Origin of the sequence: Azoarcus sp. KH32C (assembly GCF_000349945.1) — a bacterium.
Taxonomy (GTDB): domain Bacteria; phylum Pseudomonadota; class Gammaproteobacteria; order Burkholderiales; family Rhodocyclaceae; genus Aromatoleum.
Genome location: NC_020516.1, coordinates 850,935 through 867,811, shown reverse-complemented (window position 1 = coordinate 867,811; position 16,877 = coordinate 850,935). Strand labels below are relative to the sequence as shown.

Genomic DNA, 16,877 nt, shown 5'->3' with positions numbered 1-16,877 from the left:
GCGATCCGCCCGGCCCCGGGGGAGGCTCCCCGTGGGCAGGCGTTCGCGGCCTTCGGCTTCCCGGGGTGGCGGACCTCGCGGGGGCGGGGACGCAAACTCGGGCGCGTTGCGCCCTCAGACATGCGTCCCCTTGTTTCCCCCGCGACGCCCACCACCCCGGCGCTCACGGACAGCCTCCGGGGAGCCTCCCCCGGGGCCGGGCTACGTTTGCTGAAGCGAACTCGCGATCAGACCGGGCGGTTCTCGGCGACCTTCACCGGGCCCATTTCTGCCAGCGCCTGGCTGTATTCGATGCGCGGGAAGCCGCTCGGGCCCTTCGCGGCAGCGTCGACGATGGCGTCGATCTTGGCTTCGGGCGACAGCTTCTTCAGGTCACCCTTCTCCAGGTACAGCAGGTCGAGCAGCTCGTTGTAAACGGTCGCCTCGTCGAGCGGCAGCACGTAGAAGCTCACACCCTCGAATTCGAGCAGGAATTTCTTCGAGATATCGACGTTGCCCGCGAAGATGAAGTACTTGCCGGTCGGCGTGAGCGCGGCGCCGAAGGTCTCGCGCACGAAGTCAAGATGGGCGAGCGAGTCGACGTGCAGGGCGAGGAACACGAGCTGCTCGCCTTCGGCTGCGAGGATCACCTGATCGGCCTTGATTTCGGGCGGGCGCTTTTCGCCTGCGACGGACGGGGGGAACTTGAGACCGAGTTCGCCGCGGAAGCCGTAGCGGTTGGTCTTCTGGGTGGGGCCGCTGACGGTCGGAGACAGCAGCTTGCCTTCGAGGGCGGCGAACAGCGTGGGGGTCGTCATGGTGAGGTCTCGCATCTTCGGTGATTGGGTAGCTGAGCCGTTGCGAGAACCATGCCACAGAACTTTCCTTTTGCTGTCAGTCACTTAAGAAACATAACCACCCGCCGTGTCGCGACATTGTTTGTTCCAAACGCGACAGAAGGCTCATCCGAATCACGACAGGCGCATGCGGAGGGATGACTCTTCGCTCTAACTAAAGTTATAGACACGGGAGACTTTTCACGCTGTCCGGGCAAATTCCATGTGAGAATTGTGGGCAGGCATCAGGTCCCTACCAACAATGAAGACGCCCAGGCCCCTCCTACTTCCGCGATCCACGTCGGCGACGCCGCAGCGCTTCGGATTCGCCATGGTCGCGGCGGCGGCGATCCTGGTGCTCGCTACGATGTTCGCTGCATACGGCGTCTACGACTATCGCGCGACACTCGCCGCGGGGAGAGAATCGGCCGAGCAGATCGCCGACCAGACGGCGCTCGCGGCCGAAGGCACGCTGGAGGCGACGACGCAGTTGCTTCGCTCGATTGCGCTGCTCGTGCGCTCGCCCGTGCGTCACGAGGCGCACGATCCTGCGGCAGTGCGCGCCGCCCTTCTCGACCTGCAGGCGCACACGCCCTATGCGATGGACCTGCTCATCGTATCGCCGGACGGGCGGATAACCGATTGGACCGGCGCGGGCGCCCCGCCGGACATCCGCGACCGCGAGTACTACACCTACCACGCGCGGACGCCGACCAGCGATCTCTACGTCGGCCCGCCGCTGCTGTCGAAGGTGCATACGGGAAAATGGTTCTTCGCGGTGAGCGAGGGGCTGCGCGACGAACGCGGAGCGCTGACGTCGGTCATCGTCGTCATCGTGGATGTCGGCATCCTGCAGAGCCGGCTGGGCGGACTGACGGTCGTGAAGGGCAGCACACGGGCGCTGATGTCGCCGGACGGCAGGATCTACGCGCGAATGCCCGACCACGCCTTGCATGTCGGGAAACAGGTGTCGCGTCAGAAGGAGCTGGTGGCGCTGACGCCGGCCAATCCGTCCTTCGTCCTGGATTCGACTTCGCAGCTCGACCAACAGCGGCGCATCATCGCCTTTCACCGGCTTTCGGATTATCCGTTGATTGCGGTCGCGACGATCGCGACTCAGGACCTGCTCGGCCCCTGGCAGCAGCGTCTGATCATCGTCTGCGCGCTGTGGGCGCTGCTCAGCGGCGCGATCATCGTGCTCGCCTGGCGAGCGAGGGCAATCAGCCATGCGCAGATCAAGGAGGCCAATCTCGACGGTCTGACGGGCATCCCGAACCGCCGCTCGATCATGGCCCTTGCGTCGCGCCTCGAACGGGGCGAGCGCAGCGACCGTGAACTGTCGCTGTTGATGATCGACATCGACCATTTCAAGAGCATCAACGACCAGTTCGGCCATCTCGCAGGCGACGACGTAATCCGGCTGGTGGCGCATTTGCTGCAACGTGAAGTCCGGTCGTCCGACAACGTGGGCCGCTACGGCGGGGAGGAGTTCCTCGTGCTGATGCCGGGCGCGAACGCCGAAGGCGCACACCGCGTGGCGGAGAAGCTGCGCCTCGCGGTGGCCGAGAAGCTCACGGAACCGAAGCCGATTACCGTCAGCATCGGCGTGGCGTCACGCAGCGACCGCGACCGCTCGCTGGCCGACACGCTCGCACGGGCGGATGCGGCCTTGTATCGGGCGAAGGCGCTGGGACGCAATCGCGTCGTTGTCGCCGACGAAGCGGTGTCCGTAATCGCCCCCTGACCCGGCGAATGTCGCAATCCCGCCGCGTTTGTTTCGAAGCAGACAGGTCCGATCGGGCTGGCATCCGCGAATAAATCGCTTAGTTTCCAGAGACTTAGGACGCGCGAACAGTGATGGCATAGCCGTTGCAATACCGGTATCGAAAGCGCATCGCGCCAACGAATACCAGGTTCAACGGAGAATGCCATGTCTGCGTCCTTGTCGTCCGGATCCTGTCCGCCCGGCTCCAGTCCCGTCCGCATCATCCCGCTGAGCGTGGTCGGCAGCGCAAACCCCGCGTCCGCCGGGGGCTGCGCGACGGCGACCAAGGGGGGCTGCGGATCGGGCAGCTCGGCGGGGCTGCCGCAGCACATCCGCGACAAGGTGCACGACCACCCCTGCTACAGCGCGGAGGCTCACCACCACTTCGCGCGCATGCACGTCGCGGTCGCACCCGCCTGCAACATCCAGTGCAACTATTGCAACCGCAAGTACGACTGCGCGAACGAAAGCCGTCCGGGCGTCGTCTCGGAAAAACTGACGCCGGAATTCGCGGCAAAGAAGGTGCTCGCGGTCGCGGCGCGCATCCCCCAGCTGTCGGTGGTCGGCGTCGCCGGTCCGGGGGACGCGCTGGCGAACCCGGAAAAGACTTTCCGCACCTTCGATCTGATCAAGGCGGCCGCGCCGGACATCCGCCTGTGCCTATCGACGAACGGCCTCGCGCTGCCCGACCACGTCGAGCGCATCAAGGCGCTGGGCGTCGATCACGTGACGATCACGATCAACATGATCGATCCGGAGATCGGCGCGCAGATCTATCCGTGGATCTTCTTCGATCACAAGCGCTACCAGGGCGTCGAGGCCGCACGCCTCCTGCACGAGCGCCAGATGCGGGGGCTCGAGATGCTGGTCGCCGAGGGGATCCTTGTGAAGGTGAATTCGGTGATGATCCCGGGCATCAACGACCGTCACCTCGTCGAGGTGAACGAGGCGGTGAAGTCGCGCGGCGCCTTCCTGCACAACATCATGCCGCTGATCTCGGATCCGGCGCACGGCACGCACTTCGGCCTGGCCGGCCAGCGCGGCCCGACGCCCGCCGAGCTGAAGGCGCTGCAGGATGCGTGCGAAGGCGACATGCAGCTGATGCGCCACTGCCGCCAGTGCCGCGCCGACGCGGTCGGGATGCTCGGGGAGGATCGCGGTGCGGAGTTCGGGTCGGCGGCGATCGACGCGATTGCGGCCGAGATCGATGCGGAACGGATGAACGAGGCGCGCTCGGCCTACCGCAGCTTCGTCGCGCGCGAACGGGCCGACCAGAGTGCGGCGGCCGATGCCGCGAAGGCGCAGGTCGCCTCGACCGGCGAGACCCGGCTCGTCGCGGTCGCGACCAAGGGCTCGGGGCGCATCAACCAGCACTTCGGACATGCCGAGGAATTCCAGGTGTACGAAGTGTCGGCCGCCGGAGCGAAATTCATCGGGCACCGCAAAGTGTCGCTGTACTGTCGGGGCGGATTCGAAGACGAGGAAGCGATGCCCGGCATCGTCGAGGCGCTCGCGGGATGTGCCGCGGTGTTCGTCGCGAAGATCGGCCACTGCCCGCGCAAGGATCTCGCCGCCGCCGGCATCGAAGCGGTCGAGGATTTCGCCCACGAATACATCGAGGCCTCGCTGATCGACTGGTTCGCCCAGTCCGTCGCCAACGCCCGCACGATTGCTGCCTGACGGAGGACGAAACATGTTCGCACGCGACTCGGACATCGTCGAACTGGACGGCGCCCCCGCCTTCGAATACGGCGAAAAGGTCATCTCCCGCAAGAACGTGAAGAACGACGGCACCTTCTGCGGCCGCGAGCTGGGCGAACTGCTGGTGAAGAAAGGCGACATCGGCTACGTCAAGAGCATCGGCACCTTCCTGCAGCAGTTCTACATCTACGGCATCGACTTCGTCGACCGGGGCTACGTGGTCGGCATGAAGGGACGCGAACTGCGTTCGCTCGACGTCGAGAGCGATCCCGCTGACGAGACCGCTGCGGACGACATTACATCCGAAGAGGAAATTGCATCATGAAAGTCACCGTACGCAAGGAAGTCTCCGGCGGCTACTCGATCTACGTGCCGAAGAAGGACCTGGAGGCGCGCATCGTCAGCGCCGAGCAGCCTGCGATCTGGGGCGGTAAGGTCGAACTCGACAACGGCTGGACGCTGGAGATGCCGGCGCTCGCCGCCGACACGCGTCTCCCCGTGACGGTCGAAGCCCGCCGCCTCGGCGAGGCCTGAACACCGGGGAGACCCGCAGCATGAACGCCCCGAACAATCTCGCGCTCAGCCTCGAGGGGATTCTTCGGGGACTGAGCGACGGCTCGCTGATCCCCTACCTCGGTGCCGAGGCGGTCTTGCTCGATGCGGCGAACGCGGCGCTGCCGGTGAGCCCCGATCAATTGATCGCGCGACTGCATCGGAAGGTGCCGATTCCCGGGCGGTTACGCGCCAACCTCACGGCCGCCGCGCAATACGTCGAGAGCCAGCGCCACCGCAAGGTGCTGCGCTCGATCATGAACGAGTGCTTCGCGCAGCCGGCAATCCCGTCGCTGCTACATCGCTGGCTCGCGGGCCTGCGTCCGCCCCTGATCGTCGACTTCGGCTACGACGGCGCGACCGCCACGGCGCTCGCCGAAGGCCGTTCGTGGGGACAGGTGCAGGGCGTGAGCCGCGCCGAATCGCGCGCCGGCCAGGGTATCGAATGGGTGCGCTATTACGACGCCGCGGGTTGCCTGTGCGACGACGTAAAGGCCGAAAGCTGGGCCACGCTCCTCTACAAGCCGCTCGGCAGCGTCGCGCCGGCCGGCAACTTTCTCGTCTCCGACGCGGACTTCGTCGAAGTACTGACCGAGATCGACCTGCAGACGCCGATCCCGCCCGAGGTGCAGCGCCGACGGGCGACGCGCGGCTTCGTGTTCCTCGGTTGCCGCTTCGACTCGCAACTCGCGCGCACCTACGCGCGCCAGCTCCTGAAACGTTCCGCCGGCCCGCACTTCGCACTGATCGAAGACGGACTGACGCGCAACGAACAGCAGTTTGTCGCCGAACAAGGCATCACGGTGATTCCGGCACGGGTCCGGCACCTGCTCGCGACACTCTGCATGACGATCGCCTGATCGGGGGACCGGCGATTGAGGGCCCCGGGGGGAGTCGCACGGCTCCTCCCGGCGATCCTTCCCTCCGTTTCAGCCTCGCTCGCCGAGTGCCAGCAGCGCGGGCACCTGGCGCTCGATCTCGCGCCGTACGCCCGCGTCGAGCTTCTTCAGCCAACGCGCGGGAATCGCCCCGACACCGTAGTATGCGCCCGCCAGCATCCCGGCGATCGCCCCGGTCGTATCGGCGTCGCCACCTTGGTTCACGGTGGTGACGAGGCAGGACTCGAAGCTGTCGGTGCTGAAGAAGCCGTGCAGTATGGTCTGCGCCGTGTCGACGACGTAGGCCGTCGCTCGCTTCGGGTAGGGCTCGAAGCGGAATTGGCGATGTGTCTCGACCAGTTCCTTCGCAAGCCCGCGCAAGGCGCGCAGGTTGTCGCGCCAGTGTCCGCCGCGCAACAACAACGCGGCCATGCGGGCAACACCGAGCGTTGCGGCATCCGAAAACGGGTGGTGGTGCGTGACGTGGGCCTGCTCGATCGAACAGCGTTCGAGCAGTTCGGCGTCGCGAAACGCGAAGAGGATCGCTGGGAGATTGCGCATCAGCGCGCCGTTACCCGCATCGCCATCGGAAAACGGCGCTTCGAGCGAGCCGTCGCGCCCGAAACGGACGAGGCCGCGGCGACAGGTGTTGCCGACGTCGATCGGCTTGGACTTCAGCCACGCGAGCCAGTGGCAGGCGATGTTCCGGAGGTCCCATCCGCCGGATTCGAGCAGCGCCGCGCCCATCGCAAGCGACATCTGCGTGTCGTCGGTGACCTGCCCTGGCTTCAGCTTCAGCCAGCCGCCGCCGACAATATCGCGCAGTTCGCCGTACTGCTGGCGGATCTCGGTCGCCGTCAGGAACTCGACCGTGGCGCCGAGCGCATCGCCGATCGCAAGGCCCAAGTAGGCGCCGAGCGCGCGCTCCTGCAGCGTCGGCCCAGTCGCACTCATAGCGTCGCCATCCTCACGCGATACTCGCCGCCCAGTACCATCACCTCACCCTCTCCGCGCAGTACCGGCCCTGGCATCAACGCGTTGCAGTAGACGACCTTGCACAGCGGCACTTCGACTTCGAGGATCGTGTCGCCGAACTGGTCGGCGACATCGCGCTGTGTCGTGAAAGAGACAAGATTGTTCTGCCGCGCGATCGCCTCGCGCAGACGTCCCTTCTCACGCGGCAGCCAGGCGACGACCTGATGCTCGGCGAAGTCGTTGACGCCACGGTACAGCGTCAGGTGATGGCGTCCCGGGTACAGCCAGCGCCGAAACACCCGCTGGCCGTATTCGTACAGCAGGTCGAGCTGCGCATGGATGCCGTTGTTGTGGAAGCGCGCGCTCATTTTCTCTTCGAGGTAAGTCATCCACGCCTCCGACGGATAGCGGCCGAGGGGCTCCTTGTGGAAGGTCGGCTGCAGGCCGAAGCGCGATTCGACCCAGCCCTTCAGCACCGCCGCCTCGCGCCCATTGGCATCGAAGCCCCACCCACGCAGCAGGCGCAGGTAATTCGCCCGATAGCGCTTGCGCCCCAGCGTGTCGAGCAGCGGGGCCGCATCGAGGTCGAACACGCTGCGCATGTAGATCTGGAACGCGAGCACGGCATCCTCGATCGACGCTGCGTCGTGCAGCATCGCGAACAGCGCGCGGTTGGTCTCCCGCACACCATGTATGCGCAGCGGCAGCGGATGCGCATTGAAGGCGACGCTCGCGAGCAGCCCAGTCGGAATCCCGACGAGGTTGGTCGATTGTCCGTAGGGAATGTCGGCGGGCGCGCCCATCCTGGGGGAGGCCGCCCGGTCAGTAGTTGCTGAAATGCCCTTCGCGCTTCGCCTGCGCGCGCGCCGCCTTCACCAAGCCTGCGGACTGTCCTGGAGGGGCCGGCCGCGAGACCTGCTTTTCGAGCGACTCGTTGCCGCATTGCGGGCAGCGCGGCGTCCGACTTCCCAGCACCAGCACTTCGAAGGTTTTGTCGCACGACGGACAGCGGAAATCGAACAAAGGCATCTCAATGCTCCTGAAAGAGGGGTGACAAGGCTTTCAAAGCAAGACGAATGCCCTTTTCGTTACGCTCTCGGCATTCCCGTGCGCACAGGCGCGAGCGCCCGCGGAAACGCCCCGTTCCCTCCCGGCGCGCTCCCGACACTGTCGGACAGGCATCCCCGACTTTGTCGCGTTGCCGACAGCCCGCCGCGCGCCTCGAAAACGCCTCCTCACCCCCTGAAACCCTTGCAGCACAAGGCATTCACGATCGTCATAGGTCGTTGGCACGCCCTTTGCCATAGGTAGCTCGTGCCGGTTCGCCGGGTGGATAGCAGGACTCAACTTTCTTGAGGAGAAATGAAATGTCGCTTCGTCAAATTGCGTTCTACGGAAAGGGTGGCATCGGGAAATCGACCACCTCCCAGAACACCCTGGCGGCGCTGGCCGAGATGGGCCAGAAGATCCTGATCGTCGGCTGCGACCCCAAGGCCGACTCGACCCGCCTGATCCTGCACGCCAAGGCCCAGGACACCGTCCTGTCGCTCGCCGCCGATGCCGGCTCGGTCGAGGATCTCGAGCTCGAGGACGTGCTGCGCGTCGGTTATCGCGACATCCGCTGCGTTGAATCGGGCGGCCCGGAACCCGGCGTCGGCTGCGCGGGTCGTGGCGTCATCACCGCGATCAACTTCCTCGAAGAAAACGGTGCCTATGACGGCGTCGACTACGTCTCCTACGACGTGCTCGGTGACGTCGTCTGTGGCGGCTTCGCGATGCCGATCCGCGAGAACAAGGCCCAGGAAATCTACATCGTCATGTCGGGCGAAATGATGGCGATGTACGCCGCCAACAACATCTCGAAGGGCATTCTGAAGTACGCCAACGCCGGCGGCGTGCGCCTGGGCGGCCTGATCTGCAACGAGCGCAAGACCGACAAGGAGTACGAACTGGCCGAAGCGCTGGCGAAGAAGCTCGGCACCTCGCTGATCCACTTCGTCCCGCGCGACAACGTCGTGCAGCACGCCGAACTGCGCCGCATGACCGTGCTCGAGTACGACCCCGAGTCCAAGCAAGCCGGCGAATACCGCGCCCTCGCACAGAAGGTCCACGCCAACAAGGGCAACGGCGTGATCCCGACCCCGATCACGATGGACGAGCTCGAAGACCTGCTGCTCGAGTTCGGCATCATGCAGAAGGAAGACGAGTCGATCGTCGGCAAGGCCAAGGTCGCCTGATTCGCACGCACACAGGAGAAGCATGATGAGTGCAGTACTCGACGACAAGACGCGCAACAAGGCGTTGATCAACGAGGTGCTCGAGGTCTACCCCGAGAAGGCCGCGAAGAAGCGCGCCAAGCACCTCAACGTCTATGAAGAGGGCAAGCCCGACTGCGGCGTGAAGTCCAACATCAAGTCCCTGCCGGGCGTGATGACGATCCGCGGCTGCGCCTACGCCGGCTCGAAGGGCGTGGTCTGGGGCCCGATCAAGGACATGATGCACATCAGCCACGGCCCGGTGGGCTGCGGCCAGTACTCGTGGGCCACGCGCCGCAACTACTACAACGGCACCACCGGGGTCGACGCCTTCGGCGCGATGCAGGTCACCTCCGACTTCCAGGAAAAGGACATCGTCTTCGGCGGTGACAAGAAGCTCGACAAGGTGGTCGACGAGATCGCCCAGCTCTTCCCGCTCGCGAAGGGCATCTCGGTGCAGTCCGAGTGCCCGATCGGCCTGATCGGCGACGACATCGAGGCGGTGTCGAAGAAGAAGTCGAAGGAAATCAACCTGCCGATGGTGCCGGTGCGCTGCGAGGGTTTCCGCGGCGTGTCGCAGTCGCTCGGCCACCACATCGCCAACGACGCGATCCGCGACTGGGTGTTCGACAAGGCGGACTACAACGCGCCGTTCGAATCGACGCCCTACGACGTCGTGCTGATGGCCGACTACAACATCGGCGGCGACGCGTGGTCCTCGCGCATCCTGCTCGAAGAGATGGGCCTCCGGGTGATCGGCCAGGGCACTGGCGACGCGACGCTCAAGGAAATCGAGATGATGCCGCGCGCGAAGCTGCTGCTGCTGCACTGCTACCGCTCGATGAACTACATCGCCCGCCACGTCGAAGAGAAGTACGGCGTGCCCTGGTTCGAGTACAACCTCTTCGGGCCGACCAAGATCGCCGAGTCGCTGCGCGGCATCGCCGCCTTCTTCGACGACACGATCAAGGAGAAGGCCGAGCAGGTCATCGCCAAGTACACCGCGCTGTCGCAGGCGGTCATCGACAAGTACAAGCCGCGCCTCGCGGGCAAGAAGGTGATGCTCTACGTCGGCGGCCTGCGCCCGCGTCACGTCGTCGGTGCGTATGAAGACCTCGGCATGGAAGTCTGCGGCACCGGCTACGAGTTCGGCCACGGCGACGACTACCAGCGCACGACCCACTACGTGAAGGACGGCACGCTGATCTACGACGACGTCTCCAGCTTCGAACTGGAGAAGTTCGCCGAGAAGATCCGCCCCGACCTGATCGGCTCCGGCGTCAAGGAAAAGTACATCTTCCAGAAGATGGGCATCCCCTTCCGCCAGATGCACAGCTGGGACTACTCCGGCCCGTATCACGGCTATGACGGCTTCGCGATCTTCGCACGCGACATGGACATGGCGATCAACTCGCCGGTATGGGGCATGACCAAGGCCCCCTGGAAGAAATAAGGAGATTCATCATGTCTCAGAGTGCAGAAAAGGTACTCGACCACTCCGGCCTGTTCGAGGAGCCCGAGTACAAGGAACTCTTCGAGCGCAAGAAGGGCTTCGAAGGCGGCTGCGGCGCGGCCAAGGTCCAGGAGATCGCCGACTGGACCAAGTCCATGGAATACCGCGAGCTCAACTTCAAGCGTGAAGCGCTCGTCGTCAATCCGGCCAAGGCCTGCCAGCCGCTCGGCGCGGTGCTGTGCGCGTCGGGCTTCGAAGGCACCCTGCCCTACGTGCATGGTTCGCAAGGCTGTGTGGCCTACTTCCGCTCGCACTTCAACCGCCACTTCAAGGAACCGTGCTCGGCCGTCTCCGACTCGATGACCGAAGACGCGGCGGTGTTCGGCGGGCTGACCAACATGGTCGACGGCCTCGCCAACTCGCACGCGCTGTACAAGCCGAAGATGATCGCCGTGTCGACGACCTGCATGGCCGAAGTCATCGGTGACGATCTCGACGCCTTCATCAAGACCGCCAAGCAGAAGGGCTCGATCCCCGAGGACTTCCGCGTCCCGTTCGCGCACACCCCGAGCTTCGTCGGCAGCCACGTCACCGGCTACGACAACATGCTCAAGGGCTTCCTGACCCACTTCTGGGAAGGGAAGACGCGCACCGAAGTCACCGCTCCCGCCATCAACATCAACGGCGGCTTCGACGGCTACTGTGTCGCCAACAACCGGGAAATCAAGCGGATGATGAAGGACATGGGCGTCGAGGCGACGCTGCTGTCCGACCCGTCCGAAGTCTTCGATACCCCGGCCGACGGCGAATTCCGGATGTACTCGGGCGGCACGACGATCGCGCAAATGGAAGCGGCGCTCAACGCCAAGGGCACCGTGTTCATGCAGGGCATCTCGGCCGCCAAGTCCGCCGAGTACGTTGAAAAGGCCGGCCAGAAGACCGTCTCGCTCAATTGCCCGATCGGCGTCACCGGCACCGACGCCTTCCTGATGGCGGTGTCCGAGCTCACCGGCCTGCCGATCCCGGCCTCGCTCGAACTCGAACGCGGCCGCCTGGTGGATGCCATCGCCGACTCGCAGGCCTACCTGCACGGCAAGAAGTTCGCGCTCTTCGGCGACCCCGACATGACCCTCGGGCTCACCGCCTTCCTGCTCGAACTCGGCGCCGAACCGGTGCATATCGTCTGCACCAACGCGACCAAGGAGTGGACCGCGAAGATCAACGAACTGCTCGCCGCCAGCCCCTTTGGTAAGGGCGCCAAGGCATGGGGCGGCAAGGATCTGTGGCACATGCGCTCGCTGCTCGCGACCGAGCCGGTCGATTTCCTGATCGGCAGCTCGCATGGCAAGTATCTCGAGCGCGACATCGGCACCCCGCTGATCCGCATCGGCTTCCCGATCTTCGACCGCCACCACCACCACCGCTTCCCGATCTGGGGCTACCAGGGCGGCCTGAACGTCCTCGTCAAGATCCTCGACAAGATCTTCGACACCCTGGACGCCAAGACTACCGACTCGGCCAGCTTCGACCTGGTGCGCTAAGGAGACCCGGCATGCCCAACATCACCTTCAGTTCGCCGAAGATGAAGAAAGACCTCACGGTCTACGCGGCGGCCGGGGATCGCAAGACGATCCTCGGCGTCGCACAGGACCATCAGGTCGCGATCGACTGCGAGTGCCAGAAGGGCGAATGCGGTTCCTGCACGGTCGAAGTCATCCACATCGGCAACAAGCCGCCGATGGGGGTGCATGTCACCGAAAAGGAAAAGCTGACGCTGCTGACCTCGGGCAAGCTCAAGTTGAAGGATTTCGAAGAACTCGAACTCCTCGACCTCGCCCCGCGCTACCGCCTCGCTTGCCAGTACATGCTGCTTGACGAGGACATCGTGGTGAAGTTCTAAGCCGCAGAGAGGACCTCTCCTCGGCATTCGTCCATGGCTCGGATTCTGTTCGGCCCGCCCGCAAGGCGGGCCGTTTTTATTTGGAGCGCCCGCGCAGGACTCCCGCCACCGCAACTTGCGGCTAGAATGCCCTGTTCATGAAGAAGCAATGCCAAGCACGTTCAATCGCCGGATCAAGCATGTCCAGGAAATCCGACAAACTGATGCAACAGGCCGAGCAGGCCCGGAACAGGGGAAACCACGAGCAGGCGCGTCTGTGCTACCAGAAGGTCCTCGCGAAGGAGCCTCGCCACCTCGACGCCCGTTACTTGCTCGGGTCGATGCTCGCCGAACAGCGACGTCTTGCCGAAGCGCGCCCACACATCGAGGAAGCGGCGCGTCTCGCTCCGAACTCTCCCTATGTTCACAACAACCTCGGCAACCTGTACACCCTCAGCGGTCAGAACGAACTGGCCGAACGCGCCTATGCGCGCGCGCTCCAACTGCAACCGCAAATGGTCGAAGCGCTGACCAATCTGCATAAGCTCCTGGACACTCGGGGCGCCCTCGCCGAATCCATTGCAGCCGCTCAGCGCGCCCTCGTCGCCGATCCCGGCATGCTGGAGGCGCACGTGATGCTCGGTAACGCCTGCCGCGATAGTGGTCATATAGAGCAAGCCGTCGAACACTATAGCCGGGTGCTCGAGATTCAGCCCGGTAACGGCCCATCCGCAACAAACCTGCTGATGTGCATGAATTACCATCCGGCCGCGACCGTCAATGAAATTCATGCGAAACATCGCGCGTGGGGCGCGGGTTTGCCCGCCGCTGTGCCGCGCATGGCGCGGGACCATGGGAAGCGCCTGCGCATCGGCTATGTTTCACCCGACCTTGTGCGCCACCCCGTCGGCTATCTGATGGAAGCCCTGCTCGCGTCGCATGACGACGAACACTTCGACGTGCGCGTGTATTCGGACGCAAAGGCAGAAGATGATGTCACAGCGCGACTGCGCGGACATTGCGGCCACTGGCGCAATATTGCCGGGATCGACGACGACACGCTTACCGCCGTACTTCGCAGCGACGCGCTCGACATCGCCGTGGACCTTGCCGGACACACCGCACAGAACCGCCTTGCCGTATTCGCGCGCCGGGTGGCCCCCGTCCAGGTGAGCTATCTCGGCTACTGCACTACCACCGGCGTCCCGGCCATGGACTACGTCATCACCGATGCAGGCCTCGATCCGACAGAGGCGGATGCCGCATGCTACACGGAACAGCTGTGGCGCCTACCGCGCCCAAGCTTTGCCTTCACCCCGGACGCCGATTTTCCCGAAGTCGGTCCACTGCCGGCGCAGGATGCGGGCCACCTGATCTTCGGCTCGTTCAACAACCTCTCGAAAGTCAGCGGTCCCGTGCTTGACCTCTGGGCGGAAGTCCTGCGCGCGATTCCGGACGCAGGCCTATTCATGCAGGCGCGCGCGCTTGGCGACACGGGCACACGCGAACGTGTGCAGGGCCAGCTCGAGGATCGCGGGGTCGCCCCCGAGCGCGTCGTGCTCGCCGGCTTTTCGTCCCTCGCGGCGCACCTGAACCTCTTCAACCACATTGACGTCTGCCTCGACACCTTCCCATGGAACGGTCACATGACAACGCTGGACAGTCTGTGGATGGGCGTGCCCGTATTGACGCTCGAGGGAGACCGCCGTGCCGGGCGGATGGGAGCGACGATTCAGCGGGCTATCGGATTGGACGACTTCGTAGCCCGCACTTCGCAGGACTTCGTGGAGCGCGCCATTGCGCTCGACAAGGACCGCGCATACCTTGCGAACATACGCGCCAGCCTGCGAGCCCGCCTGGCCGAGTCGGTGCTGGCCGACGGCGCGGGGCTCGCGCGCGAAATGGAAGCGGCATTCGCCCAAATGCATGCAGCGGCCGTAGCCGCCACAAACAGACAGTAAGACGAAATACCTCGCAGGACGGCCTGCCGCCAGGCCGTCCCTACCGGGCCTATCCAGTCGTCGCCGAGGTGACCCCGGGCATGCGCCCCAGCAATCTCCTGACGATCAGAGAATCGCCCGGCCGACATACCAGCCGAGAGCCGCCATCACGGCGCTGCATGGGATGGTCAGGATCCATGCCCACACGATGTTGCCTGCAACACCCCAACGCACGGCGGAAACCCGACGTGCCGAACCGACACCGACGATCGCGCCGGTGATGGTATGCGTCGTCGACACCGGGATGCCCAGCGCCGTCGCGAGGAACAGCGTCATCGCACCGCCGGTCTCCGCGCAGAAACCGCCGACCGGCTTCAGCTTGGTGATGTGCTGGCCCATCGTCTTGACGATCCGCCAGCCACCGAACAGCGTGCCCATGCCGATCGCGAAATAGCAGGCGACGATCACCCAGACCGGTATCGGATCGGCACTCGAAGTGAGGCCGGCCGCAATCAGCAGCATCCAGATGATGCCGATCGTCTTCTGCGCATCGTTGCCGCCGTGGCCGAGACTATAGAGCGACGCCGACAGCAGCTGCAGGCGGCGGAACCACTTGTCGACCTTGCGCTGCGAGGTCTTGAAGCAGATCCAGCTCACGATGATCATCATCAGCGAGCCCAGAATGAAACCGAGCAGCGGCGAGACGATGATGAAGGTCACGGTCTTGATCAGGCCCTCGCTGATCAGCGCGCCGAAGCCCGCCTTGGCGACCGCGGCCCCGACGAGGCCGCCGATCAACGCGTGCGAGGAGCTCGACGGAATGCCGTAGTACCAGGTGATGATGTTCCAGGCAATCGCGCCGAGTAGTGCGCCGAACACCACGTAGTGGTCGACGATGGACGGATCGATCGTGCCCTTGCCGATCGTCGCAGCGACCTTCAGCTGGAAGATCGAGATCGCCACCACGTTGAAGAACGCGGCCCAGGCGACGGCCTGGTGCGGCTTGAGAACGCCGGTAGACACGACGGTGGCGATCGAGTTCGCCGCGTCGTGGAAGCCGTTCATGAAATCGAACACCAGCGCCAGCGCCACGAGGCACACCACCGTGGCGAGGCTGATCTCCATGCCTGTCATGTTGTTTTCCGGAAGGGGTACAGGTCAGGAGTTTTCGAGCACGACGGCTTCGAGGATCTTGGCGACGTCCTCGCAGCGATCGGTAATCGATTCGAGCAGCTCGTAGATGCCCTTGAACTTGAGCACCTGGCGAACGTCCTGCTCCTCGCGGAAGAGCCGCGACAGCGCCGAGCGCAGCACGCGGTCGGCATCCGATTCGAGCTCGTCGATTTCGCGGCAGGTCTTCAGGATCGTCTGGCCGTTGTCCATGTTCGACAGCAGCGCGACCGCGGAGCGCACGCGTTCGGCGCAGGACAGCGACAGCTCGGCGAGCTTGCGGGCCTCGGGCGTCACGTCGACGATGTCGTAGAGCGACATCGTTTCCGCCACGTCCTGGATCGTGTCGAGCACGTCGTCCATGTGCGAGATCAGCTGGTGGATCTCGTCGCGGTCGAGCGGGGTGATGAAGGTCGCGTGCATCAGCGCCATCACCTCGTGATTGATGCTGTCGGCGCGGGTCTCGGAGTCGTCGATGTCGGCCGTCGATTTGGCGACCTGCGCATCGTTCTGGCCGACCGCCTGCATCAGCACAACCAGCGCTTTCGCGCCGGTCACGATCTCGTCCGCGTGCGCGTTGAACAGCTTGAAGAAATGCCCTTCCTTGGGCATGAAGCGGGAGAACATGATGTAGACGTCCGGCCGAATGAAATAACCGGCGATTCTACCAGCCAATAGATTTCAGTTTTGTTACACCCGAAACCGTACTGTCACATTCCCGTCACTTACATCTTGATCCCGAAGGCCTTGCTGATGGCCTGCACGGTCTCCGGGCTGTCCCACTCCTTGCTGCCGAAGACTTTGTGCAGCACACGCCCCTGCGCATCGACGAGCACCGTCAAGGGAATGCGGTCGGCGCCCAGCATGTTCTCCATCGTCAGCTTCTGGTCGATGAAGTGCGGGAAGCTCGTCTTCACCTTCGCCAGGAAGGCCTGGGCGCGCTCGGGATAGTCGTCGATCGACACGCCGATCACGTTGAACTGTTTGCCCGAGCGCTTCGCGAGACGTTCCAGCGAACCCATCTCCTGTGCGCAGGGCCCGCAGTAGCTCGCCCACATGTTGATGATCAGCGGCTTGCCGCGGAACGTCGACAGCAGTTGCGACTCGCCCGTCAGCCCCTGCATCGGCACATCGCGCAGCATCGCCCCCTCGGGCACTTCGCCCGGCGTCGCAAGCGCCTGCGTGGACGTGATCGCCGCGAGGCTCAAGAGCAGGGAGAGCAGGACTTTCTTCATGATTCTTTCCGTCCGGGAGCCGGCGGCCGGGATGCCGACAGCAAAAAAGAAGAAGCATAGCAAGAACGATCACGGCCGGCAGTTTTCGTCCGGCTATGGGCCGACGCGCGCAGTGTTGTTTGTCGCACAAACGTCGTGTCGGGTCTTCGACACAAGGCGAATGCGCAATCTGAAACCAGCCTCAACGCATTGATTTTCATACACATTAAACACTGGCACCCTTCCTGCATCGGCATGCCCATCCCCCGACATTTGTGCG

17 protein-coding genes are annotated in these 16,877 nt (G+C 64.3%); 10 read left to right on the top strand and 7 right to left on the bottom strand.

What is annotated here, in order from left to right; translation table 11 throughout:
• Positions 1-227: 227 nt before the first annotated feature.
• A complete protein-coding gene (locus tag AZKH_RS03950; protein ID WP_041655885.1) occupies positions 228-797 on the bottom strand; it encodes a hypothetical protein in 570 nt (189 codons plus the stop codon).
• A 349-nt stretch (positions 798-1,146) separates the two neighbouring features.
• On the opposite strand from AZKH_RS03950, the gene AZKH_RS26140 reads away from it, so the two are divergent.
• From AZKH_RS26140 to AZKH_RS03925, 5 genes are all read left to right on the top strand, one after another.
• Entirely contained in the window at positions 1,147-2,559 is a 1,413-nt protein-coding gene (locus tag AZKH_RS26140; RefSeq protein WP_015434446.1) for a diguanylate cyclase, read from the top strand.
• Positions 2,560-2,745: 186 nt separating this feature from the next.
• Positions 2,746-4,260, top strand: coding sequence for a nitrogenase cofactor biosynthesis protein NifB (gene nifB, locus AZKH_RS03940; protein WP_015434445.1), 1,515 nt, complete (start codon positions 2,746-2,748; stop codon positions 4,258-4,260).
• Positions 4,261-4,273: 13 nt separating this feature from the next.
• Complete coding sequence (locus AZKH_RS03935) at positions 4,274-4,606, top strand: nitrogen fixation protein NifZ (RefSeq protein ID WP_015434444.1); 333 nt, start codon at positions 4,274-4,276, stop codon at positions 4,604-4,606.
• Complete coding sequence (gene nifT / locus AZKH_RS03930; RefSeq protein ID WP_015434443.1) at positions 4,603-4,815, top strand: putative nitrogen fixation protein NifT; 213 nt, start codon at positions 4,603-4,605, stop codon at positions 4,813-4,815. Before AZKH_RS03935 ends, nifT begins: the two co-directional genes overlap by 4 nt.
• 20 nt (positions 4,816-4,835) lie before the next feature.
• Positions 4,836-5,693, top strand: coding sequence for an SIR2 family protein (locus AZKH_RS03925; protein ID WP_015434442.1), 858 nt, complete (start codon positions 4,836-4,838; stop codon positions 5,691-5,693).
• Positions 5,694-5,762: 69 nt separating this feature from the next.
• Here the strand turns inward: AZKH_RS03925 and draG are convergent, their stop codons facing one another.
• From draG to AZKH_RS03910, 3 genes are read right to left on the bottom strand one after another with little or no spacing between them, the layout of a single operon-like run.
• Positions 5,763-6,665 carry an ADP-ribosyl-[dinitrogen reductase] hydrolase gene (gene draG, locus AZKH_RS03920; RefSeq protein ID WP_015434441.1) on the bottom strand — a complete coding sequence of 301 codons (903 nt, stop codon included), beginning with the start codon at positions 6,663-6,665 and terminating at the stop codon, positions 5,763-5,765.
• The gene (locus AZKH_RS03915; RefSeq protein WP_015434440.1) at positions 6,662-7,489 is read right to left on the bottom strand and encodes an NAD(+)--dinitrogen-reductase ADP-D-ribosyltransferase; all 828 of its coding nucleotides are present in this window, start codon (positions 7,487-7,489) and stop codon (positions 6,662-6,664) included. The genes draG and AZKH_RS03915 overlap by 4 nt, the downstream gene beginning before the upstream one ends.
• 19 nt (positions 7,490-7,508) lie before the next feature.
• Positions 7,509-7,715 (bottom strand): zinc ribbon domain-containing protein, encoded by a 207-nt coding sequence (locus AZKH_RS03910; RefSeq protein WP_015434439.1) that lies wholly within the window; start codon positions 7,713-7,715, stop codon positions 7,509-7,511.
• A 338-nt stretch (positions 7,716-8,053) separates the two neighbouring features.
• Between AZKH_RS03910 and nifH the strand changes: the two genes are divergently transcribed.
• From nifH to AZKH_RS03885, 5 genes are all read left to right on the top strand, one after another.
• Positions 8,054-8,923, top strand: coding sequence for a nitrogenase iron protein (nifH, locus tag AZKH_RS03905; RefSeq protein ID WP_015434438.1), 870 nt, complete (start codon positions 8,054-8,056; stop codon positions 8,921-8,923).
• A gap of 22 nt (positions 8,924-8,945) precedes the next feature.
• Positions 8,946-10,394, top strand: coding sequence for a nitrogenase molybdenum-iron protein alpha chain (gene nifD / locus AZKH_RS03900; protein WP_015434437.1), 1,449 nt, complete (start codon positions 8,946-8,948; stop codon positions 10,392-10,394).
• Positions 10,395-10,405: 11 nt separating this feature from the next.
• On the top strand, positions 10,406-11,935 hold the full coding sequence (nifK, locus tag AZKH_RS03895; protein ID WP_015434436.1) for a nitrogenase molybdenum-iron protein subunit beta: 1,530 nt from the start codon (positions 10,406-10,408) through the stop codon (positions 11,933-11,935).
• Positions 11,936-11,946: 11 nt separating this feature from the next.
• A complete protein-coding gene (locus tag AZKH_RS03890; RefSeq protein ID WP_015434435.1) occupies positions 11,947-12,294 on the top strand; it encodes a 2Fe-2S iron-sulfur cluster-binding protein in 348 nt (115 codons plus the stop codon).
• 137 nt (positions 12,295-12,431) lie between these two features.
• A complete protein-coding gene (locus AZKH_RS03885; RefSeq protein ID WP_369795087.1) occupies positions 12,432-14,234 on the top strand; it encodes a tetratricopeptide repeat protein in 1,803 nt (600 codons plus the stop codon).
• A gap of 105 nt (positions 14,235-14,339) precedes the next feature.
• On the opposite strand, the gene AZKH_RS03880 is transcribed toward AZKH_RS03885, so the two are convergent.
• The 3 genes from AZKH_RS03880 to AZKH_RS03870 form a co-directional block, all read right to left on the bottom strand.
• Positions 14,340-15,347, bottom strand: coding sequence for an inorganic phosphate transporter (locus tag AZKH_RS03880; RefSeq protein WP_015434433.1), 1,008 nt, complete (start codon positions 15,345-15,347; stop codon positions 14,340-14,342).
• Between the two features lie 24 nt (positions 15,348-15,371).
• On the bottom strand, positions 15,372-16,010 hold the full coding sequence (locus tag AZKH_RS03875; protein WP_015434432.1) for a DUF47 domain-containing protein: 639 nt from the start codon (positions 16,008-16,010) through the stop codon (positions 15,372-15,374).
• A gap of 98 nt (positions 16,011-16,108) precedes the next feature.
• Positions 16,109-16,618: a TlpA disulfide reductase family protein gene (locus AZKH_RS03870; protein ID WP_015434431.1), complete on the bottom strand. Its 510-nt coding sequence runs from the start codon at positions 16,616-16,618 to the stop codon at positions 16,109-16,111.
• Between the last annotated feature and the right edge of the window lie 259 nt (positions 16,619-16,877).

What these genes read in the sequence shown, in the direction of transcription:
- AZKH_RS03950 (WP_041655885.1), bottom strand. Translation starts at nt 797, where the DNA reads ATGACGACCCCCACGCTGTTCGCCGCCCTCGAAGGCAAGCTGCTGTCT.
- AZKH_RS26140 (WP_015434446.1), top strand. Translation starts at nt 1,147, where the DNA reads ATGGTCGCGGCGGCGGCGATCCTGGTGCTCGCTACGATGTTCGCTGCA.
- nifB (WP_015434445.1), top strand. Translation starts at nt 2,746, where the DNA reads ATGTCTGCGTCCTTGTCGTCCGGATCCTGTCCGCCCGGCTCCAGTCCC.
- AZKH_RS03935 (WP_015434444.1), top strand. Translation starts at nt 4,274, where the DNA reads ATGTTCGCACGCGACTCGGACATCGTCGAACTGGACGGCGCCCCCGCC.
- nifT (WP_015434443.1), top strand. Translation starts at nt 4,603, where the DNA reads ATGAAAGTCACCGTACGCAAGGAAGTCTCCGGCGGCTACTCGATCTAC.
- AZKH_RS03925 (WP_015434442.1), top strand. Translation starts at nt 4,836, where the DNA reads ATGAACGCCCCGAACAATCTCGCGCTCAGCCTCGAGGGGATTCTTCGG.
- draG (WP_015434441.1), bottom strand. Translation starts at nt 6,665, where the DNA reads ATGAGTGCGACTGGGCCGACGCTGCAGGAGCGCGCGCTCGGCGCCTAC.
- AZKH_RS03915 (WP_015434440.1), bottom strand. Translation starts at nt 7,489, where the DNA reads ATGGGCGCGCCCGCCGACATTCCCTACGGACAATCGACCAACCTCGTC.
- AZKH_RS03910 (WP_015434439.1), bottom strand. Translation starts at nt 7,715, where the DNA reads ATGCCTTTGTTCGATTTCCGCTGTCCGTCGTGCGACAAAACCTTCGAA.
- nifH (WP_015434438.1), top strand. Translation starts at nt 8,054, where the DNA reads ATGTCGCTTCGTCAAATTGCGTTCTACGGAAAGGGTGGCATCGGGAAA.
- nifD (WP_015434437.1), top strand. Translation starts at nt 8,946, where the DNA reads ATGATGAGTGCAGTACTCGACGACAAGACGCGCAACAAGGCGTTGATC.
- nifK (WP_015434436.1), top strand. Translation starts at nt 10,406, where the DNA reads ATGTCTCAGAGTGCAGAAAAGGTACTCGACCACTCCGGCCTGTTCGAG.
- AZKH_RS03890 (WP_015434435.1), top strand. Translation starts at nt 11,947, where the DNA reads ATGCCCAACATCACCTTCAGTTCGCCGAAGATGAAGAAAGACCTCACG.
- AZKH_RS03885 (WP_369795087.1), top strand. Translation starts at nt 12,432, where the DNA reads ATGAAGAAGCAATGCCAAGCACGTTCAATCGCCGGATCAAGCATGTCC.
- AZKH_RS03880 (WP_015434433.1), bottom strand. Translation starts at nt 15,347, where the DNA reads ATGACAGGCATGGAGATCAGCCTCGCCACGGTGGTGTGCCTCGTGGCG.
- AZKH_RS03875 (WP_015434432.1), bottom strand. Translation starts at nt 16,010, where the DNA reads ATGTTCTCCCGCTTCATGCCCAAGGAAGGGCATTTCTTCAAGCTGTTC.
- AZKH_RS03870 (WP_015434431.1), bottom strand. Translation starts at nt 16,618, where the DNA reads ATGAAGAAAGTCCTGCTCTCCCTGCTCTTGAGCCTCGCGGCGATCACG.